The sequence below is a fragment of the Maribacter polysiphoniae genome (assembly GCF_003148665.1).
Taxonomy (GTDB): Bacteria; Bacteroidota; Bacteroidia; order Flavobacteriales; family Flavobacteriaceae; genus Maribacter_A; species Maribacter_A polysiphoniae.
Genome location: NZ_QGGQ01000003.1, coordinates 370,348 through 396,378, shown reverse-complemented (window position 1 = coordinate 396,378; position 26,031 = coordinate 370,348). Strand labels below are relative to the sequence as shown.

The 26,031-nt window shown below is 41.2% G+C and carries 24 protein-coding genes; 18 read left to right on the top strand and 6 right to left on the bottom strand.

The window, feature by feature from the left end; genetic code table 11:
• Together mobB and LX92_RS09325 are read left to right on the top strand one after the other, a co-directional pair.
• Complete coding sequence (mobB, locus tag LX92_RS09330) at positions 1-1,035, top strand: MobB family relaxase (RefSeq protein ID WP_109650018.1); 1,035 nt, start codon at positions 1-3, stop codon at positions 1,033-1,035.
• Positions 1,032-2,465 carry a type IV secretory system conjugative DNA transfer family protein gene (locus LX92_RS09325; protein WP_109650017.1) on the top strand — a complete coding sequence of 478 codons (1,434 nt, stop codon included), beginning with the start codon at positions 1,032-1,034 and terminating at the stop codon, positions 2,463-2,465. Before mobB ends, LX92_RS09325 begins: the two co-directional genes overlap by 4 nt.
• 35 nt (positions 2,466-2,500) lie before the next feature.
• Here LX92_RS09325 and LX92_RS09320 read toward each other — a convergent pair whose 3' ends face one another.
• Complete coding sequence (locus LX92_RS09320; RefSeq protein WP_244915928.1) at positions 2,501-2,821, bottom strand: helix-turn-helix domain-containing protein; 321 nt, start codon at positions 2,819-2,821, stop codon at positions 2,501-2,503.
• Between the two features lie 706 nt (positions 2,822-3,527).
• Here LX92_RS09320 and LX92_RS09315 point away from each other — a divergent pair.
• The 3 genes from LX92_RS09315 (at position 3,528) to LX92_RS09305 (ending at position 10,429) form a co-directional block, all read left to right on the top strand.
• Positions 3,528-6,587, top strand: a complete 3,060-nt coding sequence (locus LX92_RS09315; protein WP_223308332.1) for a SusC/RagA family TonB-linked outer membrane protein — start codon at positions 3,528-3,530, stop codon at positions 6,585-6,587.
• Positions 6,588-6,603: 16 nt separating this feature from the next.
• Complete coding sequence (locus tag LX92_RS09310; protein WP_109650015.1) at positions 6,604-8,037, top strand: RagB/SusD family nutrient uptake outer membrane protein; 1,434 nt, start codon at positions 6,604-6,606, stop codon at positions 8,035-8,037.
• A 76-nt stretch (positions 8,038-8,113) separates the two neighbouring features.
• The gene (locus tag LX92_RS09305) at positions 8,114-10,429 is read left to right on the top strand and encodes a zinc-dependent metalloprotease (protein WP_109650014.1); all 2,316 of its coding nucleotides are present in this window, start codon (positions 8,114-8,116) and stop codon (positions 10,427-10,429) included.
• Positions 10,430-10,581: 152 nt separating this feature from the next.
• On the opposite strand, the gene LX92_RS09300 is transcribed toward LX92_RS09305, so the two are convergent.
• From LX92_RS09300 to LX92_RS09285, 4 genes are all read right to left on the bottom strand, one after another.
• On the bottom strand, positions 10,582-10,824 hold the full coding sequence (locus tag LX92_RS09300; RefSeq protein WP_109650013.1) for a DUF6520 family protein: 243 nt from the start codon (positions 10,822-10,824) through the stop codon (positions 10,582-10,584).
• Between the two features lie 76 nt (positions 10,825-10,900).
• Positions 10,901-11,332: a MauE/DoxX family redox-associated membrane protein gene (locus tag LX92_RS09295; RefSeq protein ID WP_109650012.1), complete on the bottom strand. Its 432-nt coding sequence runs from the start codon at positions 11,330-11,332 to the stop codon at positions 10,901-10,903.
• Positions 11,333-11,426: 94 nt separating this feature from the next.
• Positions 11,427-12,404, bottom strand: coding sequence for a helix-turn-helix domain-containing protein (locus LX92_RS09290; RefSeq protein ID WP_109650011.1), 978 nt, complete (start codon positions 12,402-12,404; stop codon positions 11,427-11,429).
• A gap of 58 nt (positions 12,405-12,462) precedes the next feature.
• Entirely contained in the window at positions 12,463-12,834 is a 372-nt protein-coding gene (locus LX92_RS09285) for a DUF7793 family protein (RefSeq protein WP_109650010.1), read from the bottom strand.
• A gap of 204 nt (positions 12,835-13,038) precedes the next feature.
• Between LX92_RS09285 and LX92_RS09280 the strand changes: the two genes are divergently transcribed.
• The 5 genes from LX92_RS09280 (at position 13,039) to LX92_RS09260 (ending at position 18,239) form a co-directional block, all read left to right on the top strand.
• Positions 13,039-15,441 (top strand): bifunctional aminotransferase class I/II-fold pyridoxal phosphate-dependent enzyme/GNAT family N-acetyltransferase, encoded by a 2,403-nt coding sequence (locus LX92_RS09280; protein WP_109650009.1) that lies wholly within the window; start codon positions 13,039-13,041, stop codon positions 15,439-15,441.
• A gap of 15 nt (positions 15,442-15,456) precedes the next feature.
• Positions 15,457-16,296 carry an RteC domain-containing protein gene (locus LX92_RS09275; RefSeq protein WP_109650008.1) on the top strand — a complete coding sequence of 280 codons (840 nt, stop codon included), beginning with the start codon at positions 15,457-15,459 and terminating at the stop codon, positions 16,294-16,296.
• Positions 16,297-16,567: 271 nt separating this feature from the next.
• Positions 16,568-16,852, top strand: coding sequence for a helix-turn-helix domain-containing protein (locus tag LX92_RS09270; RefSeq protein WP_109650007.1), 285 nt, complete (start codon positions 16,568-16,570; stop codon positions 16,850-16,852).
• A gap of 3 nt (positions 16,853-16,855) precedes the next feature.
• The gene (locus LX92_RS09265) at positions 16,856-17,599 is read left to right on the top strand and encodes a hypothetical protein (protein WP_109650006.1); all 744 of its coding nucleotides are present in this window, start codon (positions 16,856-16,858) and stop codon (positions 17,597-17,599) included.
• The gene (locus LX92_RS09260) at positions 17,583-18,239 is read left to right on the top strand and encodes an ATPase (protein ID WP_109650005.1); all 657 of its coding nucleotides are present in this window, start codon (positions 17,583-17,585) and stop codon (positions 18,237-18,239) included. The genes LX92_RS09265 and LX92_RS09260 overlap by 17 nt, the downstream gene beginning before the upstream one ends.
• 192 nt (positions 18,240-18,431) lie before the next feature.
• On the opposite strand, the gene LX92_RS09255 is transcribed toward LX92_RS09260, so the two are convergent.
• Positions 18,432-18,869, bottom strand: coding sequence for an N-acetylmuramoyl-L-alanine amidase family protein (locus LX92_RS09255; RefSeq protein ID WP_109650115.1), 438 nt, complete (start codon positions 18,867-18,869; stop codon positions 18,432-18,434).
• A gap of 198 nt (positions 18,870-19,067) precedes the next feature.
• On the opposite strand from LX92_RS09255, the gene LX92_RS09250 reads away from it, so the two are divergent.
• The 8 genes from LX92_RS09250 to LX92_RS09215 are packed head-to-tail and all read left to right on the top strand — an operon-like array spanning position 19,068 to position 25,937.
• Positions 19,068-19,355, top strand: a complete 288-nt coding sequence (locus LX92_RS09250; RefSeq protein WP_109650004.1) for a hypothetical protein — start codon at positions 19,068-19,070, stop codon at positions 19,353-19,355.
• Between the two features lie 5 nt (positions 19,356-19,360).
• Positions 19,361-19,645 (top strand): hypothetical protein, encoded by a 285-nt coding sequence (locus LX92_RS09245; RefSeq protein ID WP_109650003.1) that lies wholly within the window; start codon positions 19,361-19,363, stop codon positions 19,643-19,645.
• The gene (locus tag LX92_RS09240; protein WP_109650002.1) at positions 19,632-22,028 is read left to right on the top strand and encodes a TraG family conjugative transposon ATPase; all 2,397 of its coding nucleotides are present in this window, start codon (positions 19,632-19,634) and stop codon (positions 22,026-22,028) included. The genes LX92_RS09245 and LX92_RS09240 overlap by 14 nt, the downstream gene beginning before the upstream one ends.
• Positions 22,029-22,069: 41 nt before the next feature.
• Positions 22,070-22,651, top strand: coding sequence for a conjugal transfer protein (locus LX92_RS09235; RefSeq protein ID WP_109650001.1), 582 nt, complete (start codon positions 22,070-22,072; stop codon positions 22,649-22,651).
• 5 nt (positions 22,652-22,656) lie between these two features.
• On the top strand, positions 22,657-23,490 hold the full coding sequence (locus LX92_RS09230; RefSeq protein ID WP_109650000.1) for a hypothetical protein: 834 nt from the start codon (positions 22,657-22,659) through the stop codon (positions 23,488-23,490).
• Positions 23,491-23,530: 40 nt separating this feature from the next.
• Positions 23,531-24,148 (top strand): conjugal transfer protein TraK, encoded by a 618-nt coding sequence (locus tag LX92_RS09225; RefSeq protein ID WP_109650114.1) that lies wholly within the window; start codon positions 23,531-23,533, stop codon positions 24,146-24,148.
• 23 nt (positions 24,149-24,171) lie between these two features.
• Positions 24,172-25,110, top strand: coding sequence for a conjugative transposon protein TraM (gene traM, locus LX92_RS09220; RefSeq protein ID WP_109649999.1), 939 nt, complete (start codon positions 24,172-24,174; stop codon positions 25,108-25,110).
• Positions 25,107-25,937 carry a DUF4138 domain-containing protein gene (locus LX92_RS09215; RefSeq protein ID WP_109649998.1) on the top strand — a complete coding sequence of 277 codons (831 nt, stop codon included), beginning with the start codon at positions 25,107-25,109 and terminating at the stop codon, positions 25,935-25,937. The genes traM and LX92_RS09215 overlap by 4 nt, the downstream gene beginning before the upstream one ends.
• Positions 25,938-26,031 lie beyond the last annotated feature (94 nt).

Below are 26,031 nucleotides of genomic sequence, written 5' to 3'. Positions count from 1 at the left end.
ATGTACATCACCATTACCGCACAAAAGGTCAAAGGTAATTATGCCCAAAGCGCCAGTGCCTTTGTGGACTATCTCGAAAAGGAAAACGAGGGGAAACCCATAAACGAACTGGAGCATTTCTTTGACCAAGACAGGGAAGAAATATCAGCGATGGAGGTCATCAATAAAATAGATGGGAACACGGCCAAACTCAAAAAGGTGGAGCCCAAGTTCTATTCCATCACCCTGAACCCAAGTAGGCGCGAACTTCAGGCCATAGGGAATTCCCCTAAAACCCTTAAATGCTATACCCGCGAAGTAATGAAAGCGTATGCGAAGGCATTTAACAGGGAAATCAATGGTAGACCCGTGACCGTAGACGATATTCAATACTATGCCAAAGTGGAACACCAACGCACCTATAAAGGAAGCGATGCACAGATTATCGAAAACCAACCCTATGCCACAAAAATCCTAATCCTGAAACAAGAAATCCGTCGTATCGAAAATGGGGAACTTATAGGGAATATCAAAAAACTGCAAAGGGATATGGTGCGCCTGGAAAGGGAAGCCCCCCACCAACTGAACGGCAAGCGCATCGTCAGGGGAATGCCCAAGCCGGGTCCACAGAGCCATATCCATATCATTGTCAGCCGCAAGGATGTCTCTAACCGGTACAGCCTCTCTCCCGGAAGCAAGTACAAGGCCTCCGATGTTGAGATGAACGGTAAGACCGTGAAACGGGGCTTTGACAGGGACACCTTTTATAAAAATGCGGAGAAGACCTTTGATGGGCTATTCGGTTATAACCGAAACTACGTAGAGACCTATACGGCAAGGAAGACCTTTCTAAAGAATCCGAAGCTTTATTTTTCCATAATCACGAAACTGCCGACCAATGAAAAGGCCTTGGCGTTTAAACTCCTGGAAAAAGCTGGGGTCAGTACCGCCTTGTTGCACATTCCGACCAGTAAACTCCAGTTGACCCTCAAAGCGATCAATCTATTGAAAAAAGGGATTGGCAAGGCCATCGAATCAGGCTCCATTGGTATATGAGCTGGCAGGCCGAACATATCATCCTTTATATCGTTCTACCACTGTTATTCGTGGGTACGGTACTCTATGCCCTTCTGTTCGGGGAAGTGCATGAACGGACGGATAAAAAATATAAGGTACGATTCAAGTTAAGGTTCGGCAGCTTCACCACGGATAATATCCGCAGGGGAACTTCGGTCATCGGTTCAGCGGGAAGTGGCAAGACGGAAAGCGTCGTCTATAATTTTTTGCAACATTTCAGTGCAAACGGCTTCTGTGGGGTAATCCATGATTATAAGGACTTTGATCTGACCGAGATCGCCTATCCCTTGTTCAGGGACAACAACATACCTTTTTATACCGTTGCCTTTGACGATATCCATTACCGGGTCAATCCCATCGCCCCTAAATATCTGCCCAATGAGGAAAGTATCAATGAGCTCTCCAGGGTACTGATGGAAAACTTGTTGGAACAGGACCTTACCCAGAACCACGGGAGCAATAAATTTTTCTCCGATGCCGTAGAGGGACTTTTAAGCGGGATGGTATGGAAAATGAAAACCGCCTATCCGGAGTATTGCACCCTCCCCCATATCATCGCCCTCTTCCATTCGGCAAGTACCAAAAAACTGGTGGCCTTACTTAAATCGGACCTGACCTCCCGAAGTATGGCCAGTGCCTTTATCCATGGTATCGAATCCGAAAAGCAGACCGCAGGGATAAAAAGTACCCTCTCCAACGCCTTTAAAAAAATAAGTTCCAAAAAAGTGTTCTACGTGCTTTCCAGGGATGAGTTATCCTTGGACATCAACAACCCGGACCATCCGGCCGTGGTATCGCTGGTCAACAATCCTAAATACGATGCGGCCTACTCCCCTATCATTGCCATGGTCATGCATACCCTAGTCAAACAGATGAGTGTCCGTGGTATGAAACCCTCCTTTCTCTTGATGGAAGAGGCTCCGACCATCAAACTACCCAATATGCACCGGATTCCCGCTACCTTGAGGAGTTTCGATATTTGTACCGTTTATGTCATGCAGGATAAGGTGCAGAACGATCTGCTATATGGGGACATGGCAAGCAAGGCCATTTTAAGCAACCTGTCCTATCAGTTCTTTGGAAAGGTCAATGACCCCGATACCGCCAAATATTACGAACGTTTTTTTGAAATCATTAAAAAGCCCACACGAAGTATCAGCAAGAACAGTGGACTTAGCTTTGAAAGCCGTATTACCAAAGGGGAAAAGGAGGTTTCCAAACGTAGGGCGGATATTTTTTTTCGATTGAAACAGGGCGAGTTCATCGCCTTTGCAGATGGGAAGGATAAAAAAGTACAATTCAAATTACAACCTATTCGAAGAGAAATGCCTGATAAAAGAAAGCAGTGCTCCAACATGGATATCCAATTGAACTTTGAACGGATTCACAGGGAGGCCAAAACCATTTAAAAGGAGAAGTATAGCACGTATGTGCCTAATTTTATTTACTCAAAATCCCCAGGCTTCCATTCAAACTCAAAATCGAACAGTTCTTTTGGGTGGACCCCGAGACCTTTCGAAAGTTCCAATACTGTAGACATTTGAATATTTCTATTACCTTTCTCGATTTTACCAATATCACTGTAATCAATATTACAACGTGTAGCCATTTGTCGTAAACTTAGATTTTGAGAATTTCTTAACCTTTTCATGTTGCGACCAAAAAGTAATAAAAACTTTGTACCATCCATATCAATCTCCATATAATCACTTGGATGTACAATGTCTTCAGTTTTCAATAAAAAAACGTGGGTATTATTACCCACTATTGATTTTTTTATTATATTTACTTATAGTTACATAAATTTGCGATTCTTCGTATAGAACATATTTGAAGCTTTCGCTTAGAGTCTCTGTTAGAAAACTGGTAATTTTTGCACCTGAGATGATAAGTAGATAGGCTCACGACCCGGGCGTGGGCTCTCTTATCGGTGCAAGGTATACCAGTACCACTAACAGATAAGTTGAGTTTCACGCCCAACTATTCTTAGCGCTTTTTGAAGATTTGTTTTTATTGGTTTCGCTAAACCATCAAGGTTGAAATGGAAAATAAATTGATTGTGCTGTTTTTTAGATTAGGGGCTATACTACTGTTCCCGTCCAGATATGGGAATGAAGAAACCGTATTTGATCTCCTCTTCAAGAAAAAGCCCAAAAATCCAATTTAATCCTTGCTAATAGTTATGGGTTTTCTACCACACTGAATTCCGGTTGACGACATTACTTTTGCCCATAGCTGACGATAACGAATACTTCATGGTAGCCGGCCATAAAACGCATTAAAATTCATTTTAACATGTTCCCTTTCCAAGTCTTAACAATACTTGGACCGGACAACCTGTGCTTGTTATCAAAAGGAAATGCCTTGTCATGACCTTAAGCCCAGGGTTCCGAAAGGGAAATCAGTTCCGTCAATTCCCTTTTACGGGACATTGCTGGACTCCAATACCAATGTCTAACGAAACAACTTGAATGATGAATAAAAAACAACGATTAACGAACGGCCTGAGTTTACTTCTTACCGTGTATGCTTTGCTCTCCCCCCTATTTAGCCTTAAACTCGAGGCCAAGTATACCACCTCCATAAAAAGTATTACGAATCAAAACCACCTACAGACCACTATTACGGGATTAATTACCGATACCCATGGACAACCCATCGGGGGGGTGACCATACTCGTGGAACAATCGGACAAAGGGACCATATCAAAAATGGACGGTACATACAACATTCGTGCAGCAGGCAATGGCCAACTTATCTTTTCCGCAATAGGTTTTAAGACCCTAACGATTCCAATCAATGGTAGAAAAAAAATCGACGTAACCCTTCAGGAGGACATCACCCAGTTGGACGAGGTTGTCCTTAATGCGGGGTATTACACCGTCACAGAGAAAGAACGCACTGGTAGTATCTCTACGATCAAGGCGATAACCATGGAACAACAGCCAGTGGGCAATCCTCTGGCCGCCATGCAAGGGCATTTGTCGGGTGTGAACATCATCCAATCGTCAGGGGTACCAGGGGGTGGTTTTAATGTAGAAATACGCGGTCGGAATTTTATCGATGGAGCTTCCGACCCCTTTTACCTTGTTGATGGTGTACCGTACAACGCCCAGTCCCTCGGTTCATCGAATGTTTCCGGTCAAATCCTTGGGGGAAACATCAGTCCCTTAAATGCCCTCAACCTAAATGATATTGAAAGCATCGAGGTATTAAAGGATGCCGATGCCACCGCAATTTACGGTTCCAGGGCGGCCAATGGTGTGGTGCTCATTACCACTAAAAAGGGAAAAACGGGAAAAACACGGTTCAATGCCCATTTAAGTACTTCCCTGGGGAGGGTATCCAATTTCTTGGAGCTTATGAACACGGAACAGTATCTGGAAGTACGAAGGGAAGGAATCACGAACGATGGTTTTGGTCCGTTTTTGGAAGATCCAGCATTCGATTTTATTTGGCCGGATATTAAATCTTGGGACAACGACCGTTATACGGATTGGCAAAAAAAGCTTATCGGAGGCACCGCCTATAGAAACAGTGCCCAACTCTCCGTCTCCGGAGGATCATCGGATACGCAGTTTCTGGTCAGTGGGGCCTACAACAAGGAGACCACCGTATTCCTTGGGGATGCCAATTATAAAAAAGCGACCCTTCACAGCAACCTGAACCACAAATCCAGTAATCATCGGTTCAAGTTCAATCTTTCTACCAGCTACACCAATGGGAAAAATAGGATGCCTAGGACCGACTTTACCAGTAAGGCCTACACATTGGAGCCCAATGCCCCGGAACTTTATGATGCTGAAGGTAATATCAATTGGGAAAACAATACCTGGGACAATCCTTTGGCCTCCTTAGAAGAAACATTCGAGGTGACCACAAATACCCTCATCGCCAATGCATTGGTGTCTTATGAAATCATACCCAACTTGGAGTTCAAATCCAGTCTGGGTTTTAACAGCTATCGACTGGATTCCTATAGGACCTTGCCAAGTTCGGCAAGAAATCCCAATCTGGGTTTAACATCCCAAAATTATGCCTCGTTGACCACCAATGGATCCAAAAGGAACTCATGGATCGTAGAACCACAGTTGCATTGGAGGAAACAATGGCAAGAGCTCAAGTTGGATTTCCTGGTCGGAACGACATTCCAAGAGGAAAACACCGAACAATTCATTCAAAAGGGAACAGGTTTTCCCAATGACGAACTCCTGCGGAACCTGACGGCCGCCAACACCTTGGAAGTGCTTCAGGATGCTGATAGCGAATACAAGTACAATGCCCTATTCGGTCGCCTGAACCTGAAATTTCGGGATAGATATATCGTGAATTTCACAGGCCGCAGGGACGGGTCCTCCCGATTCGGACCCGGAAAACAGTTCGGGAATTTTGGTGCGGTAGGCATGGCATGGCTGTTTTCGGAAGAAAATAGCCTTCAAGGAAACCCCCTATTAAGCTATGGAAAGCTACGGGGTAGTTTTGGTACCACCGGTAGTGATAACATTGGGGACTATAAGTTTCTGGACACCTATAACGTCAGTGGATTCAACTATAATGGGATCGTCCTTTTGGAGCCAACGGGCATATTCAATCCCCTATTTGGCTGGGAGGCGAACAAAAAACTGGAGGCGGCCCTGGAACTCGGTTTTTTTAAAGACCGGATCTTGATCAACAGCTCCTGGTACCGAAACCGTTCATCGAACCAACTTATCGGAATTCCATTGGCCGCAACGACCGGCTTTTCCGAACTGACCGGAAATTTTGATGCCACCGTGGAAAACTCAGGATTCGAGGTGGATATCCGAACTGTAAATTTTAAAAAAAAGAATTTTACTTGGTCGACCACATTCAATTTGACGATACCCAAAAATAAACTGGTGGCCTTTGAAGGCTTGGAAACGTCCACGTTCGCCAACCACCTGATCATAGGGGAACCCTTGACCATCGTAAAATTGTACAATGCCTTGGGCGTGGATCCGGAAACAGGTAGCTATCAATTCGAGGATTATAACGGGGATGGGACTATCGGCAGTTTGGAGGACAAGCAATGGGTGGAAGACTTCGGACCCAAGTTTTATGGGGGTCTGGGTAATACCATCACCTTTAACCATGTGACCTTAGACTTTTTCCTTCAGTTTAAAAATCAAAAGGCATTCAATGAAATTGCTTTTGGAGCCACCCCGGGATATAGGGGTAATTCAAGCACGGCCCTATTGGATAGATGGCAACAGCCCGGGAACATGAATCCCATCCAAAGGGCTTCCGGTGGTCTGGCATTCGGAGAGGATACCGGTGCCCTTCAGAAAAGCAGCAATGCGGCCGTCTCCGATGCCTCCTTTATTCGATTGCGGAATATTTCGATCAATTATAAAGTACCCGATTTAGGGAATGGGCTGGACCTGAACGTATACGTGCAAGGGCAAAACCTCTTGACCCTAACCAACTACAAGGGGCCAGATCCCGAACAACCTTCCAATACCCGATTACCACAGTTGAGACAGATTACCCTCGGACTTCAATTAGGCTTTTAACCATAATCATGATACTATGCAATACAGAAAAAAAATAACAATCAGTAGAAACCTCGATACGAAACACTTATTCAAGCAGACAGTTAGGATGCCTCGAATTACCCTGCTCCTGCTAGCACTGGGACTTTTCAGTTGCTCGGACTTTGTTGAAGTGGGACCCCCAGAAAATATTTTGGTTTCCGAAACGGTCTTCAATGATGCGGCGACAGTGGAGTCCGCCTTGGCTAATATCTATTATAAGATGCGGGAACAGGGCATGGTTTCCGGTAATTTCGGTCTGACCACGGGGTTGGGCATCTACAGCGACGAATTGGATTATTATGGGTTCGATACCGGATATTCACAATTGAACCTTCATAACGTTTTGCCTGGCAATGACGTTATCACGGGTTGGTGGAGCCAAGGCTATTACCTCATATACAGCGCCAATGATGTAATCAAGGGTGTCGAGAATTCAAATAAGCTGACCGCAATGGAACAAGATCAATACAAGGGACAGGCGTTATTTGTTAGATGCTATATGCACAGCCTCCTGGTGGCCCTATACGGCGATATCCCTTACATCACCACTACGGACTATTTGGACAACAACATTGTGGTCCGCAACACCGAGACAACGGTAATGGATAACATCCTATCCGACCTCACTTTGGCCGTGGACCTCTTGGAGGGTGTCGATGTTTCTTCGAATGAACGGGTGCTACCGGATCAATGGGCCGCCAAGGCCTTGTTGGCGCGGATGAACCTATATGCAGAAAACTGGGAACGGGCAGCATCGATCGCAACGGAACTCATCGACAATTTTATGTTGGAAACGGACCTGGAGAACGTTTTCCTAAAGGAATCCCCCGAAACGATATGGCAGCTCAAAGACGGCGAGAACCCAAAGAATACGCAAGTGGCCAACCAACTCGTCATCCGATTCATTCCCGGTCAGACCTACAGTTTGACCGATGACTTATTTTCGGCCTTTGAAACCGGTGATCTGCGAAAGACGCATTGGACCGATAGCCTATCCGATACAGACAACACCATTACCCTACGGTTTGCCCATAAATACAAGGCCACCTTGATCGAAACGGAATCCTTGGAATATTCCATTGTGTTCCGATTGGCGGAACAATACCTGATCCGCGCGGAAGCAAGGGCACGATCGGGGGATAATCCGGGAGCACTAGAGGACCTCAATTCCATCAGAAATAGGGCGGGGTTACCCGATACCATTGTAGGTACGACAGGTGACCTGTTGGACGCCATTTTACAAGAACGGCGTGTCGAACTTTTTACCGAGCAAGGATTACGTTGGTTCGACCTTAAAAGGACGGGGACAGCTGAAGAAGCCCTAGGGGACTTGAAGACGAACTGGAAACCAACGGATGTACTGCTTCCCATTCCTGAAACGGAACTGGAAATCAATCCGAATCTTTTACCGCAAAACCCCGGGTATTAAAAATACCCGATATCATGCATCATATACTATACGCTATGGCCTAAAAAAGGTCAACACCCTTTAAATATGCAACACCATGAAAAAAAATATAATCATTCAATTTTTGTTCCTATTGATCTTTTGGTATCCATCCCATTCCAGAACAAGGACTATAGACAACTTAGCCGATGCAAAGCCCATTAAAAGCCTTTTTTTAAGCTCTTTTATAGAGGGAGACCAACTCTATTTGAATATTCCTGAACCTATATTGGACAAGCCAATGCTGTTCGTTCGATACGAAGGAAATTACAGACGCAAATACATGCAGGTGGTCTGGTCAAGACATCAGGATAAAATAGTACTCAAGCCCCAAAGCATAAAATCCACGGCAGGAATCATCATTCCCTTTAAACGAAAAGTTCCTCTAATGGAAAATATCCTCGCCATATTCCCAGTAGTAAACAAAAAAGGTGACCCGGATAGCTATTGTATCAACATCACTGATCTTGTATTGCATCTTGATATAGAATGGCCTCAATTCCCTGGAGGATTTTCTGGAAATACCATTCCCCAGATTTCCATGCTACTTGGAGCCAAGGATCTTGACGATCAGGTATTGATCAAAACCAGTCATGGTATCCTAAAAGATGGATCAAAGGTCTCCTTCCCTATTTTCTTAAGTTTCTGCGCATTGGGGGAACCGATGAAAGCCAGACGCCATGATTACCGAATGGGGTATTATAACGAGGAAGTTTTCGGTATTGGTTACGGAATCGACACCGAAGGTACCCAAAACGATATTGCCAATATTAGTCGATGGCGCCTTGAAAAGAAATATAAGAACCAAAAAATAAGTGTCCCGGTCAAACCCATCACTTTTTTGTTAGCTCCCGAAATTCCAAAAGTATGGAGAGCTTATGTCATAGCTGGAATCAGGGAGTGGCTCCCGGCTTTCGAGGCCGCAGGATTTAAAGATGCCATTGTGGTCAAGGAAACCGATCGTTTAAGTGAATGGGACAGGCATAACATCCATAACAACATTGTATACTGGTCACCCAAAAAATATTTTAGGGGTAACGAAAAAGAGGATGATGCAGGTAAGGCTTCCTTTATCAAGGATTACAGAACCGGGGAAATCCTGAGGAGCGATATTGTCTTAGGTGCCGCCCGTCATACCTTCGAGAACTTCTACTTTACCAGAGCCGCACCATTGGATAAAAGAGCACAAAAACTGCCGTTTCCCGACAGCCTATTAGGAGAGCTGTTCCAACAACTGACCGCACACGAAACGGGACATGCCCTAGGGATAATGGACAATAACTATGGGGAGGCCCAGTATCCCGTAAAGAAGATGAACGATATCGACTGGCTGAAAACTATGGGATTTACCCCAAGTGTCATGAACTCTACCAGAGCCAACAACATTCCCCAACCCGAGGATAGTATACCTCCTGACTTCCTAATATCAAAAGTGGGACCAACGGATGTTTACACGATTCAATGGGGCTACTCGGAATTTGCCGAAGGAATGGACGAGAAAGCCGCTTTGGAGCGCATCGTCAGACTTCAGGATTCCATTCCATGGTATCGCTACAATACCAGTCCTCTCGAAGTGGTCGGTCCTGCTAACACCAATGAAGTTGTGGAAACCAATGACCCGGTTAGAAGTACCCAATTGGCAATGAAAAATTTAAAAAGGACCATTGCACTATTACCCCAAGCATGCTCCAACACAAAGGACAATGTGAGACTGGAAGTCCTCTACAAAAAATGTATGGAATTATGGTATTTACAAATGCGCCAAGTAGTTTCCTTGATTGGTGGTTATGACATCCAGTACAAATCCTTGGATCAACCTGGTAAAATATACACCCCATTGGCTCTAAAATCTCAGGAAGAGGCCCTTGCCTATATCCTGACCAATGCTTTCGACCCTCCAGAATGGTTAACGAATCCCGCTTTCAGCACCAGAATCAACTATAGTAGCCATCCAGATTATATAGTATCGTACCAGCAAAAATTACTGTACGAACTCTTAAGGCCCCAAAGGCTGAAGCGTTTCGAATATTTAGAAACCGTAGCTGGTTATCAGAAAACCCTGAGCAACTATCTGACAGCATTGCAATCAGGGATATTTATTGAAATACAGAAAGATCTGGTGCCTATTGGACGTAGAAAGCAGGAAATTCAAATGACCTATTTGGATAAGATGAAGGCTATACTGGAACAAGAACGAATAAACGTTGATCCTGACAGGAAAGCCATGGACTATACCGATTATTCCAAGGGACTACTGCTACAACAATTGGTTTCCTTAAGGAAGGATATCGAAAATCACATAAAAAAAAGTGATAATGCCCTTTCCTCCGGTCATTGGAAATTAAGCTTGAAAAAAATAAAGGACATGTTGTAACTAAAATGCCAGGCCTTCCCCTGACTATGAAAAGTATCCATGGATTCAGAAACAAAATATTTTCTGACATGGTAGTTTGTTATTTTGAATTAGTTAAAAAAGGTGCCTTATACAAGGCACCTTTTCTTTTGACATCTGTGTCAAACCAAGGCTCAGTCTTTACGTAATTCATTGGTCAACGCGGGTTCCGCATACAATTGATGACCGTTGAACTTACAGGCAATTGCATTACCTGTTCCACATTCATTCTCAACCATAGTGGACTGCACCCCAAGGATGGGATGGTCGTAATAGGCAATTCGACTTTCTGTTTCGGCTTCCGATGCAAAGGCAAGGCCAAGGGCCATAACGATGGCCAATGCAGGTAATACGAACTTAAAAAATTTAGTTTTCATACGATTATATTTAAAAATTAATGCCTACTCTTTTTTACAGGTTTTCGGCTTATCCTGTCCCTACGTAGTATTTTTTTTATTCTGATGCCATGTTTTTGGAATAAAAGATTCCAAGTGCTGCAAGTGCCAGTAAGGCAATATTGAATAGGATGTGATCCGTCCATCCCAAAGCGGGAATGACTCCGACACAGGAACAGGGTACAACATCGCTAAAATTCAAGATCAATAGGATATAGGTGGTAAAGAGGACTATCAAACCGAAACTGGCAAAAAGGGCCTGAAGCCTGAATGTTTTAAAAAAAAGTAAGACCGAGACCACAAGTTCGGCTACCGGTACCATCCAAGCCACGATATCCGTGTAACCTCTTAATATAGAAGGTTGGGCCAATTGTAAACTGAATTCCCGATAATTCAAAAGCTTGGTCGTGGCTGCAAATAAAAACAGGGTAGCCAATACCATGCTGATACTACATGCAATGGTTTGCTTGATCTTCTCTATGTGAATCATATCGTTTATATTGATATGATAAAAATAGCGGGTCCTATTTACTCGTAAAGGAGCGTTTAATATCCGTTAGGTAGTAATTGAAGTATTTTATCAATCAAGGGTCTTTTCTAGATATTTTCCGCAATTCACTTGGGGCATAACCATACGTTTTCTTGTAGACCCTTGAAAAATGGGGAATGCTCTTGAACCCGGTTTTATAGGCAATCGTCTTTATGGTGAAGTCAGTATACTGAATCAACATTTTGGCTTTTCGCAGTCGCTCCTGTAACAAAAACCGATAGACACTGGTTCCAAAAAGCTCCTTAAAACCATACTTGAGCTTGAATTCATTGGTCCCTAATTGAAGTGCAAAATCGCGTAGCGAGGGCAAATCTTTCTCTAGATTGTTGAGGATAAGATTTCTTCCCTCCCTGATTTTTCGAATATCCTCAAAACTCAATTTGGGACGGTTCTTTGTGGTCTTCAGTTCATTGCCTGAACCTGTGGTCTTCTTCTCTTTGTAGGATATGATATCTTGCCTTTGAAGCTCGTCCCTTTCTTTCCGGTCCTTGGAAAAAAGTATAACAGTGACCCAAATCCCATTGTCCTGGGTGTGTTGGCCTTCACAGGAACCAATGTGACAGGTATGCGGCAGCAATAGGCCTTCCTTCGAAACAAACGTAAGTTCCATTGAAGTTTCATAAAAACCTTTCTTACCTATTTTTTTGAGATATTTGGTCCATCTTTTTTTGGACTTTGTATTGAGCAATGCATCAAAACGTTTCTTGAGCAAATCTTCATGCAGGTAGGACAAGGTCAAACACGTGCTTTTATTCACCCCTTTAATGACGCCTTGCATATCCAACAGAAAATTCAATTGAATCAAATGCTTAACGATACCATTCAAATTTGCATATCCTTGGTGTATCAGGATTTCTTGGATTTCTTCGGCCAACATATTCAAAACAAGGATAATGGACTCCAAGTTGTCATGGTTGCCAGTACGCTCCAATCTATAGAAAAAATTGCCGCTGGCCATTTCCATCAACATCTTGTTGATCTTGTTCAGGTCCATTTTTCGCAATTTATCCATGATCGGTTTTCTGTTTTCAATGAAATGTTCACCTTCCTAAACCCCTTAGTTTACCTTGTCATTTTGTAAGAAGAAATAGCTTGGCAGCTTCAATATCAGAAAAGACCCTTGAAGGTATGGGTGGACTACTGATTCGTAAATAAAACGCTGATAGCGCTTTTGAAATCGTAGGTTCAATAACATACGCTACAACGGTTACCAGGATAGACCCTTCAATGGCCAAATAATCCCTAGCTGGTTTATCCATTTCATAGATACCCCTTACATCACATAGGACTTTATAGGCCAAGCCTTCCTGTAACCTAAGGCGATCTTCAACAATACGAATTGCGGCTTGTAAATCGATAGAAACCTCCGACTTATATACGATATACAAGATACTATCTTGAATATGGTATGTTGCATATTCATTTTCTTTAAAAAAAGACATTGTAATAGAAAACTGGTTAATACCATAAAGTTAGTAAATCGACAACTCTTAAATTGACCATAGTTTTAATATTCGTTGACTAATAAAGAAAGAAATCTTATTTGTCAAGGATAAACACTTATCCATAAAGGATTTTAAAATATCAAAAAAGGATATTTTCCTACAAATACTATTACATTTTACTCCACTTTAAAACGCAACAGTATGGCAAAGATCAAACATCATAATTTCTTGAATACGGTTCACGAGGTATTTACGGATGCCAAACAAGAAGGCGTCCTGCATTTGTATGCGGAAGGCAATTCCTTTTCTGGAAGGAAGATAAAGGTCAAGAATCGAAATCTTTTCCATTTTGGGACTACGGGATATCTAGGTCTTGAACAGGATCAACGGCTCAAAAAAGCCGCTATTCGGGCCATCGAAAATTATGGCACACAGTTTCCATTATCAAAATCCTACATCTCAAATCCCTTATATAAAGAACTTGAAGAGCTTATAACGCAAATGTATCAAGCACCGATCATCATCACCAAAAACAGCACCCTTGGTCACATCGGGGTAATACCAAGTGCCGTCGATGATGATGATGTCATCATTTTGGACCATCAAGTACATTGGAGCGTACAGAATGCTGCCAAGATGTTAAAGACACGTAGTGTTCCTATCGAAATGATTCGGCATAACAACCTGGAAATGCTTGAGGATAAACTGAAAAAATACACCCACTCCAAAAAGCACATATGGTACATGGCCGATGGGATTTATTCCATGTACGGGGACTTCGCCCCGGTAAACGATTTAATGGAACTGGGCAAACAATATCCACAATTACGATTCTACTTCGATGATGTCCATGGCATGAGTTGGGTCGGAAAAAATGGAACGGGCTATGTGTTGAGCCAACTAGGCGCGTTGCCGTCCAATGTACTTCTTTTTGGAACCTTGAGCAAAACGTTTGGGGCTAGCGGTGCCCTATTGGCATGTTCCGATATAGAACTATACAAAAAGATCAAGACCTTTGGTGGGCCCTTGACGTTTTCGGCCCAATTGGAACCGGCATCTGTGGCTGCTGCAATCGCATCGGCCAAAATCCATTTGTCCAAGGATATATACGGCCTGCAAGATGAGCTGAAAGAGCGAATCGATTGTTTCAACGAATTTCTGGCAAAGACCGATCTACCACTGATAGACCATAATGAATCCCCTGTATTCTACATTGGAACAGGAATGCCAAAAACGGGATACAATTTTGTCAACCGTTTGATGAAGGAAGGATTCTATGTGAACCTAGGGATTTTCCCAGCTGTGCCTGTAAAGAATACGGGTGTCCGAATAACCATATCCAGACATAATCAAAAGGAAGAAATCAAAGCATTGGTAGCTGCAATGGAGTATCATTATCCTAAAGCACTAGCTGAAACCAGAACGACTCCGGAACGTGTTTTCCACGCTTTTAATCTTCAACCAAAAGTCCTAAGTGAAAAGGTTTTGAACGTTGACCTTCAAATTGAAATAAAGGAAACTATTGGGGCAGTCGATAAAAAGCTATGGAATAACCTAATGAAAGGTCAAGGGGTCTACGACTGGGATGGATTAAATTTTCTTGAAAATGTATTCCAAGATAATAATAGAAAGGAATACAATTGGGCCTTTCGCTATGTGTTCATCAAAGATGAAAATGAAAAAATCATCTTGGCAACCTTCTTGACCCATGCCCTGTGGAAAGATGATATGTTGGCCAAAGAAAAGGTTTCACAGGCGATAGAAGTGGAACGGAATGAAGACCCGTATCATTTGACTTCCATGGTAGTCTCGATGGGTTCCTTATTTACAGAAGGAGACCACCTGTATTGGGATGGGAAACATCCCAAGGCCAAAGACGCTATGAATACATTGATCCGCCTACTGGAAGACCTACAGTTCGATCTTGACGCAAAGATGATAGTGCTCCGTGATTTTGAAAGGGAAACTCCTTGGCATCGAAATCTTCAGGGGAATGGTTTCATACGGGTTCAAATGCCCGATACCTGTATGGTGGACTTGAAGGGTGTCGTAGATCTCCAAGACTTCCTTTCCAAATTATCCAGTCGAAACCGAAAGCATTATCGCAAGGACATTAGACCCTTTCTGGAAAAGGTTAATATAAAGTTAGTAAAGAAGGCTACATCCTCAGAAATAGTACAAATCAAAAAATTATACGGCAACGTACACGATAATAACCAAGGACTCAATACATTTTCTTTTCCTGAAAAACTCTTTGATCATATGAACGAACATCCTCTTTGGGAGTTCATTATGGTACGTCCTTCTGATCAACTTGAAACCTTAATTGGAGTAATGCTTTGTTATAAGAATTCAGGACAGGTCTACGTCCCTGCATTTATTGGAATGGACTACGCCTATCGAAATGATTTCAGTACCTACAGACTATTGTTATTAATGACCATTGAACGGGCCATTGCGTTAGGGTTCTCGAAAATAGACATGGGGATGACCGCTTCTTTCGAGAAAAAGAAATTGGGGGCCCAGGTGATCAAAAAATATGCTTACCTGCAGACCGCTGACAATTATACCCTGGAACTACTTGGAATAATGGAAGGTCAGTGAGAAATCCAACATCACATGAAATACCAAAAATTGCTAACCGAATTCGAGGCCCAACTGGATAAGTTGGAAAATGGCCAAGGGGATATTCTATTTAAGGCTGAAAAAGGCATTGTATTGGTAGAAAAATACATTAGGAAACTACATATTGAGGTTGAGAAAAAATCCTTCACCACACAAGGGGATGAGATCCATTTCTTCAAACATGTAAAGCCCCAAATTTTTAGCAAACTTATTTATTACGGAAAGCTTTTTACCATTGAAAGCAAAAGACCAAGAGGCAATAACACCTCCCAAATCAAGTATTTGAGGTATCAAATAGATAAGCTACAGACATTTTTTAATGATAACCTGGAATTCTATAATTACTATAGACGCGGTGCCATGTCAATGGACGAGCATTATTTTGTTCGAGGCAACCGCGACCTAAGACTTCCTTCGGATTCCTTTCATTTTTTTATCGATGACCATTTCTCAACATGTCAAGATGGTACGGTCGCGACCATTATGGCTTACGATATGCTTATCGTATACCTACAGCGGGAAGTGGATCATTTGGACAAAATCATTGAAATACCTGTAAATACGCCGATGCAAAAACCTTCAAAACTTTTTTGGACCGGAAGCAAGACCGATTTAATTGAATTGCTTTATGCGCTCCATGCCAGTAATTCCATCAATAGCGGAACTGCGGACATCAAGGAACTGGCCTCCCATTTCGAACATTTTTACAATGTTGACCTGGGAAATTATTACCACACATTTATTGAAATAAGGTCAAGAAAAATGAGTAGGACAAAGTTCATGGACAAACTAACTGAAATGTTGAACCAACGCATGGAATCTTTGGATGAATAAGCATACCATCCATACCCAACTATGACCCAAGATGGGTTATTCTGAATTGACCCCTCCCCGATCAGAAAATAATGGAATGGTCAAAATTGACCATATGAATTACGGGCAAACATCCTTAAATTAAATGACGAAAAAAACTACCCACCTCTGTCATAGCTATGGAAGAAGTTCTTAAAAACCGAAGCAGTTTTGTAGAACGAAAGTCAAATCATTGCAAAGCCGTCATCAAAAAGCGATAACCCTGACGGCTTTGTTTTTAAACTTATTTCATATGGCGACAAATATTATCACTACGGACGATCTACGCGATTTCAAAATGGAATTGCTCGACGACATTAAAAACCTTCTTGCCACACAGGCTTCGGGAAGAATTAAAAAATACATGAAATCATCAGAGGTCATGGATTTACTACAAGTAAGCCCAGGCACCCTTCAAAACCTCCGTATCAATGGAACACTACCTTATACTAAAGTGGGCGGCATCATCTACTACGATACCGATGAAATCCAAAAAGTGATGGATGCCAACCACGTTCACCATGGCTTAAATTCCTAAGCTATGAACTATATAAAGCTACTGAATACAGCTTTTGAAAAATTTTATTTTGATGATCGTTTAAACCCTACCCACATCAGCTTATATATGGCACTGTTCCAAGAATGGAACAGCTGCCGTTTTCTAGATGAATTCTACGTAAACCGTAGGGAACTGATGCGTGTGGCCAAAATTGGTTCAAAATCTACCTACCATAGATGTATTGTCGAATTGGATAATTGGCAATACTTATCTTATTTTCCATCAAACAATCCCTACAAAGGCAGCAAAATTAAGATGGCCATTATTGAGCCCGGTGACGAACCTGTTACGGGACAGTACAATCCCAAATTGGAACTACTTGCGGAACAGTACTATCCCATGGGTGTACCGCTGAAGGGATACAACCATTCCAATATCGGACAAGCAATGTACCGGCACCGTCCCACCAATGGACAAGCCTTGGTATCCAATACAAACAATATCAAACAAGAAAACCAAATAAACCAGCCGAAGGACTGTCAGGCGGTTATTCATTTTTTTGAAGAAAATGGTTTTGATGCTGATGAGGGAAAAAAGTTCTTTGAGCACTATGAAACCCGGAACTGGCAAACAAGCGATGGGCAAGCAATTCGTGATTGGCGGGCTTTAGCCACAAACTGGATGGATAGAACGGAATTATTCGAATCTAAAAACAAAGAACAGCCATCCCTAAACCCAGACAACTTGCGAACCACTAAATCGAAAGACTATGGACAACCCCTCTAAAATTACAGAAGGCAGTGTGGTATACTCACTTGGTAAGTTCGATGGACAAAATGTGGTATATGATTTCCCGAAAATTCTTGTCTATCTGAATGCCAAAGGCAAAATGCTATTTGGCAAAAAGTTCAAGATCTATGAAGAAGATCGGGAGATTCTTTTAAAGCTCTGCTCCTATTTTATTAGAGATAAGCAGCATTGCCGTAAAAAAGGAATCGACATAGATAAAGGTATTCTACTCTCTGGTCCGGTCGGATGTGGAAAGACCAGTCTAATGAAATTGTTACGGCACATTGTTCCCCACCAGAGACCCTATGAGGTCATCCCCTCCAGGAACATTGCCTTTGCTTTCAATAATATCGGTTACAAAATCATTGAAAATTACGGGGATAAAAAATTTTATTGTTTCGACGATTTGGGTGTAGAACCCACCGGAAGACACTTTGGCAAAGATTGTAACGTCTTGGGAGAAATCCTGCTTTCCCGTTATGATTTATTTGCAAACCACCATATTCTTACCCATGCCACCACCAATCTCAATGCCAAGGAACTGGAGGACCGCTATGGAAACCGTGTACGTTCCCGTATGCGGCAATTGTTTAACCTGATTGCGTTTGACTCCAAAACAAAGGATAAAAGAAAATAAAATGGACCGAGATGGATTAGTGAATATCTACGAGTAGTATAATCTAGCAAATTTAAAGTATGATTTTTATTTAATGGAAAGTACATGGAAATCAATTGGACAGGTCATGTTCTTCAGGGGTGTTCAGGAAGGGGAGCCTATGAAGGGCAACCCTCCCTTTTTTAACAATCCAATAGTCTATGTAAGGCCCTTTTATGGGGTCTGTAATTGATAGGCAAACCAAACAGATTTTTTTGAATATTCAGATTCGTTCTTGCCAACATAAACTTCAATACCTCTTGCATTTGGATTATCCGAATGATTACAATGTAAGGACACAAACAAATCAGCTTTAAGAGCTTTGGCCAGCTTTGTTCTATCCGATAAAGAAATAAGTGTATCGCTATAACTGGTTAAATAAATATCCAAGGGCTTATCTAATTCATTATTTAACCTTAACATCTCCATGGCAATATGCAGTACTACCTCATTTTCCTTAATTCCATTTAACCCTATGGCACCAGAATCCTTTCCTCCATGTCCTGGATCTATTACCACTACTTTTTGTTGACCAAAAATTGTATGGCATTCGAACAGTAAAATCGCAAAAGAAAGTATTGGAAAAAGTCGAAATCTGACGTTTTTGGGCATTACCCCTTTTCGAAATTTTAGAGTTATCAACATAGGCCCTACCATTTCCCATATGATTTGATGCCAATTCCCATTAAACAAAAACAATCCATATCAATTAATATTTTATTCACAATTATTTGATTATCAATGTATTGAATTACAATATACAGTAATTTTCAAATAAAGAAATCAGTTTAATTTTAAATCCATTTCAATATGAAAAAATCACTGTATCCAACCCTTCTGTTTTTGCTTATGACCAATTCCATTTTTGCCCAAATCGGGGGTATCGAAGATTCGGTCAATGATGTTTCCGATACGATAAGAACCATTTTCCCAATAATTCTAGGTGTCATCTTTTTAATTGGCTTCCTGTTTAATGCAGGTCATTTCTTTGGCGAAAATGCAGACCTTAAAAAAGGAATAACCCGTGTATTGGTCTTTGTACTTATTGCCGGAGCGGTCGTTGGCATCTTTACCTATCTCATAGGCATTGTAGTATAATCCTTATGAAAAAATTCGAAGTTTATAAGAACATTAGAAAGCGGGCAATGATTTTTGGGTTACCGATATCATTGTTCGCCCTCATGATGGTATTCATAGTAGCCTCGCTGCTGGTCATTATCTTTTCATTTGGCCTGGGCATCATACTAGGTGCCTTTATATTGAACTGCTGCCTGTATATCGTACTTATCCGATTGGCCAAAAATCCACAACCGATCCAGCTTACACATCCCTTTCCCAAAATTATCACCAACAAAAAAGCAACGCTATTCGACTATGAGAAAGATTAATCTGGCATCGAACCATCCTATTGCAGACATTCGAAAAAACATATTCTTTGCCAACAATGGCAATGTGGTGCTTTGCTACAAAGTGAACTTGCCCGAAATCTATTCCCTTTCAGAAAAGGATTTTGAGGATCTTCATGGTGTCTGGTTTCAGGCCATTAAATCACTACCTGTCGGTACCGTCGTTCACAAACAGGACATCTATCTAAAAAAATCATATACCTCTAAACAACTTCCCTCCTGTACTTTCTTGGCAAAAGCAACCTCCGAATATTTCAAAGGGAGGGCATATGTCGAACATCAATGTCACCTGTTCTTTATCCTGACCAAGAATAAAGCACTAAACAATCCTAAATATGTCAATCCGTTTAAGAAAGTTCCTAATTCCTTTCCGAAGGGACTGGATGACAACCTAAACCGATTCCTTGGTGCTATAAACGATTCTGTTTCTTTTATAAACAATAGCCGAAAAATTCAACTTACCCCTCTCCTATCCAATGAAATACTTAGGCTTACGCATGTATATTTCAATGGTTTCAATGATGGTTTTGATACCGACATTCTGCTAGATAAAGGTCAAATCAATATTGGTGAAAACCATTTTGATGTTCTGGCCGTCAATAGTGAATCATGTTTTGGCAAAAATGTACTCAGCAGTAAAACGAATGAAAGTTTTACTTCCGACGATTTTGTTTTCCATCAGGGATTTATCGACGGACTCGGTCTGAGCTTGAACGAAAACCATATCGTCAACCAAATTCTATATCTGGATGACAAACAGAAATGGCGTAAACTGTTAGACAAAAAAATTGAGGAACTTAAAAAGAGCTCCAACTTCGGTTCCCAAAACAAAGTAATACTAGGGAAAATCCAGCACGTTCTTGATAATATCAATGCTGATGATAACTCGCGGGTCATACGCGGTCAGCTCAATATCATCTATTGGCATAAAGAACCTAAAAAATTAGAGGGCATTACTTCCCAAATCAAGGCGGAGTTCAAAGATCTGGATATCATTCCTTACTACCCTAGGGGGCAAGAACGGTTAAATTATTTTTTAAACAGCTTTTGTGCCTTCTCCTCTCATTTTTCCAACGAGGATTTATATGTCACAGACTTGAAACATGCCCTATGCCTGCTTATCAATAATACCAACTATAAATCAGACGAAACAGGTATTATCTTCAATGATAGACTATACAATATACCGGTTTTAAAAGATGTTTGGGATGAGCAAAAGAAACGTATCAAGGCTAGGAACTTCGCTATTTTTGCACCTACGGGCGAAGGAAAGTCCTTTTTGGCCAACAACGTCCTACGTCAATATTTCGAGAGTGGTGTACGTCTGGTCATTATCGACCTTGGGGGGTCCTACACCAAGTTCGCCAAACTTTATCCTGAAAAATACACCGTACTCCGATATGAAAGCGGCCAGAATTTAGGTATCAATCCGTTCTTCATCAGTGATAAAAATGACCTAACGCCAGAACGGTTCGAAGACTTATCGGTTTTCCTTTTAGAGCTCTTCGGTTCGGATCTGGACGTAACCAAGGCACAATCGGTCTCCATCAAGAAAATCCTACGCTACTATTACAAACAATCCGCAATTGGTCATTCGCTCAGTAGCTTTTACTATTTCATAGAAGAACATAAGGAAACACTTCTCAAAACCCTTAAAATCCATCCCGATTACTTCAACATCACCAACTTCCTGCACATCATGTCCGAGTATGTTGGCGATGGTCTATATAGCTTTCTTTTTGACGTTAGCGAAGACCAGACCTATAAAATCGAGGACAAGCGACTTATCATCTTTGAACTCGATGAAGTAAAGGATAACAAGGAAATCCTTTCCGTGATGTTGAAGCTTATAAAAACGGCCATTCAACGGACTATTTGGAAGAATAGGGCCGAGAAGGGCATTATCCTCTTCGACGAGTTTGCCAAGCAACTGAAGTTCGACAATGTACTGGAGAGTGTGGAATTTTATTATCAGGCCATCCGGAAACAAAACGGTGCCATCGGCATCATTCTGCAATCCATCAATCAGTTACCAAACAATTCGACTTCGGCAAGCATTCTTGAAAACACACAGGTCATATACAGCCTAAACAACGAAAAGGGATATGACGAAATCGTGAAACGCTTGAATCTTTCCAGCCACGATCTGAATCAATTAAAATCCATTAAGAACAATCTGACCGGAACACGGAAATACACCGAAATGTTCATTAAGATAGGTAAAGAAAGTAACATTTTTCGATTGGAGGTACCGCCCGAAGTATATGCGGCCTACCTGACGGACGGAAAAGAAAACGACGCCATAATGACGCTTTATAAAAAGACGGGCTCCATGGAAGCGGCCATCAAGGAATTTATCAAGTAGTCCTAGACGGCATTTAATATTAACAACCAAACATCAAAAAAATGAAACACATCATTAAAAAAACAATGTTATCCGTATTATTTGCCATTGTAATGAATGGCCACGCTATGGCCCAAGGGATGCCTGTATATGATAATACCAATTTTATTAGTTTGACCAAATCCCTTGTTGAAACTGCAAAACAGACCTCTCAACTTTTAAAGACTGTAGATTTTCTAAAACAACAAAAAGAGAACATTGACAAGGTAAACAATGTCATCAAACAATTGAAAGCGATAAGGGAACTCACCAAGAACAACCAACGGCTGTACGAAGTTGTTCAAAATGATTTAAGACAAATCCTGAATTCCCCTTTTATAAAACCTGATGAAGTTACCCGTATATCGGATTCTTTCGATGCCATCCTTCAAAACTCTATAGAGGGTATGGAATATATCGACCAAATATTGTCCAGTGATAATTTGAAGATGACCGATGCGGAGCGTACCGAAGTCCTTAAAAAACAGGAATTGCAATCCAAGGAAATGGTAGCGGAAATTGAGGCAAAGACCAGACGCTATCGAGAGATAATTGCATTTCGAGAGATGCAGCACACAATCAACAATAGAGAAACCAATTACTAATAGACATGATTCTTTTGGGTATAGGACTGGAATATGTGGACACCGTTTTTCAAACGATAAAAAACAGTGATTTCTCGCAGTACACCATTGCCGGCATGAAAACGCTGGCAGTATTGTTCTTTTTGATCAATATCCTAAAAAAATATAATGAGGGTGTTGCCAATAACGAGGGCTATACTTGGGGGCTTACACCATCGGAGCTTGCCAAGAACTTTGCAATCGTACTATTGGTTATTTTCTCCACACAGGTTTTGGGTGTTTTCGATGCCTTGCTCGTGGCCATCGAGGGTCAATACCGAGACACGGCACCCGCACTCCTCCCCTTGCAGATGATGGATATCGACATCGAACAGGATGTAGGTGCCCTAGAAGCAACAAAAAAAGCGATGGCGATGCTCTATGAGGCCCTCGTTACCCCTTTGTATGGCCTGAAGATACTCTCCTTTATCATTGGGGTCATCCTGTGGTTATTGGATTTGTTTATCTACCCCTTGTTTCTAGCGGAACGCTTTTTCCTTTTGGGCGTTATGCAGGCCTTTTTTCCGTTGGTCATCAGCTTGGCCGTCTTTGAAAAATTCAGATCATTGGCCTATACATTTTTCAAACTCTATGCAGGGGTCTATATGTTGGTACCTGCTTTTTTTCTGGTCAATGTATTCGTGAACAATCTCTATACCGAAATCAACACCAATTTTTGGAGCGATCTTTTTGGTACGGATTGGGGGGGCGATTTATTCGCTCCACTTTTACAATTGGGATCCATCGGATTTATCGTGCTGTTGAAATTCAAACTGTACAAACGGGCAATTTCATTCACTTTTAAACTCTTTATTGGCTGAATGCCCAAGGCTCATTAAGTAACAATATCCCTACATGAATATGAAAACACCCTATAAAAATATTTACATCATCTTAAAACAAAATCGCTTTATCGTATTGACGGTAGTTATCGGAGCTGTCCTTACATGTATCGTTTCCGTACTAATGGTCATAATACTATATAAAGAAACAGCCAACAATGCCTTTGTAGTCAATTCAGACGGTAGTGTAATTCCCTTGAAATTAGTGTCCCAACAAGAAAATTTAAAAGTTGAGGTATTAGCCAATCTAGAACTTTTCCACACGTATTTCTATAACATTGATGCCAGCAATTATGAAAAGAATTTGGAAAAGGCCCTATGGTTGGGTAATAGTTCCGTAGATGCTTTGTACCGCCAGAAAAAAGCTGATGGTGTTTATAACCGCTTACTGCAATATTCCCTGGTCCAGAAAGTACTGCTTATAGAATCAAAAGTAGATATACAAAATGAACCCTACGGATTTGAAACGAAAACCATTTTTGAAATCAACCGGGGTACAGTTACCGACACTTATGAATTAACTACTACGGGAAAGTTGATTCACGTCGATAGAAACTTTCCAAAGAATACCCATGGATTGTTGATTACCGATTTTTTTGAAAACACCTTAAAGAAATTAAATGATGAAAGCCCATAATGGGCAATTAAAAAAACAACAGTATGAAAATAGAAAAGAACAAATTAGTTTTTTCCATGGTACTGGCCTGTATTCTACTTTTTCTAGTAGGCTATGCAATGCTGGTATGGGGAGAGGATAAGAAACCTACTACAGACAATAACCAGATTCCCGTACCGGAACTGGAGGATAACCTAAAGGAATACGACTCTAAATTAGATGCCCTTAATGACCTTAAAGAGGTTAAGCATACCAATGCCCCAAGTATCTATGATGAACGACTGTTGGACTCCACAGGGGTTTATGATGCCCAATTAATGGACAAGGAAAAGATGAGGGTGGTCGACAGCATCTACCAGCATGGTCAAATTCGATATTCAAGTAAATCGTATGAAAATATCAACCCAAAAGACAATACTACCCAATCCATAAAGGGAATGGCAAAAGACACCGTAAAAATTGATGATAAGGAATCGGAAATCACTTCCAAGGAACTGTCCTTGGAGCATCAACTCTTTTTTGCTTCCCATCCCATAGCAAATGAAGCTTTGAATACAAAAAACACTGATGAATCCATCTATGTGCGCGTAGATGGAACGCAGACCGTGAAAGCTAATTATCGCTTACAGATGCGATTAACAAACGATGCTACCATATATGGAAAACGAATACCCAAAAACACACTTATCTATGGCTTTATCAGCTTTAAGCCCAATCGCACAATCATAGACATTGAGCATATAAATCATCAAGCAGTAAAACTGAAGGCTTACGATTACCAAGACGGTAAGGAAGGAATTTATGTCGAGAATAGTTTCCAGGCAGAAGCCACGAGAGAAGTGCTGGATGATGTCATCAGCGATTTCAATATTCCTAGTGTCCCACAAGTGGGTGGACTTACACAAGTACTTCGGCGTTCTAACCGAAGAGTAAAAGTAACCGTACTGAACAATTATGAACTTATTCTAAAACCAAAATTATGAGAACAATAATCCTAATATTGATTGTGTCTATTTCTACCTTTACTAAAGCGCAAACAAACATAGTCCTTGATACCATTTATGCCAATGACACCAAGAACGTAGCGCTATTTTTTCCAGAACCTATTCGACAGGGCATCACAGGAGCCTCTAATTTTGTATTCACATACAACCGTGAAAAAGAACAATATTTTGGGTTATTACAGGCAAAGCCAGGAAAGGAAAGTAATTTACTGGTCATCAATAAAGATGGTTCGGTTTTCTCCTATATTTTAAAATATAAGGAGCGGATATCAAAACTGAATTATTTTATCCCGATTTATAGTAATATTGGGAATGAAAAACCAATTGAAACTGATTCGGTTCTGGTTAAAACTTCTGAAAAGGATATTGGTATCAGCACCTTTTACTATCAAAAATACTGCGCATATCTTCTTGACGGAAAGCAACGTATTGGTAGAATTATGAAGCAAAACGAAGACATTGTCCTGAGTGTGGAGAATATTGTTTTTGATAGAGAAGAACTCTACTTCGTTATCCAGCTTGAGAATAATTCTACGTTGGATTATGATTTGAGTTTCTTGAATCTTTCAATCGAGACTCGACAAAAAGGAAAAAAGAAGTCTTTACAAACTTTGTATCAAAAACCCATATACATACACAAGCTACCGTCCAAAATCGCAAAGGGAAAGATGATGCGATTCGTTTATGTGATGCCCAAATTTTCATTGTCTAAGGACCATAGGGTAATTTTGGAATTAAACGAGAAGGATGGCGAACGAAATTTAAAACTAAATATATCACGTAGGTATATCAATAACCCAAATTAATAATATTATGAAAAAATTCACTTCTTATTTCCATTGTTTTTTCACCTGAACGGAACCGAAAGAACCTTCCTTTATTGAAACTGCACAAATAGTT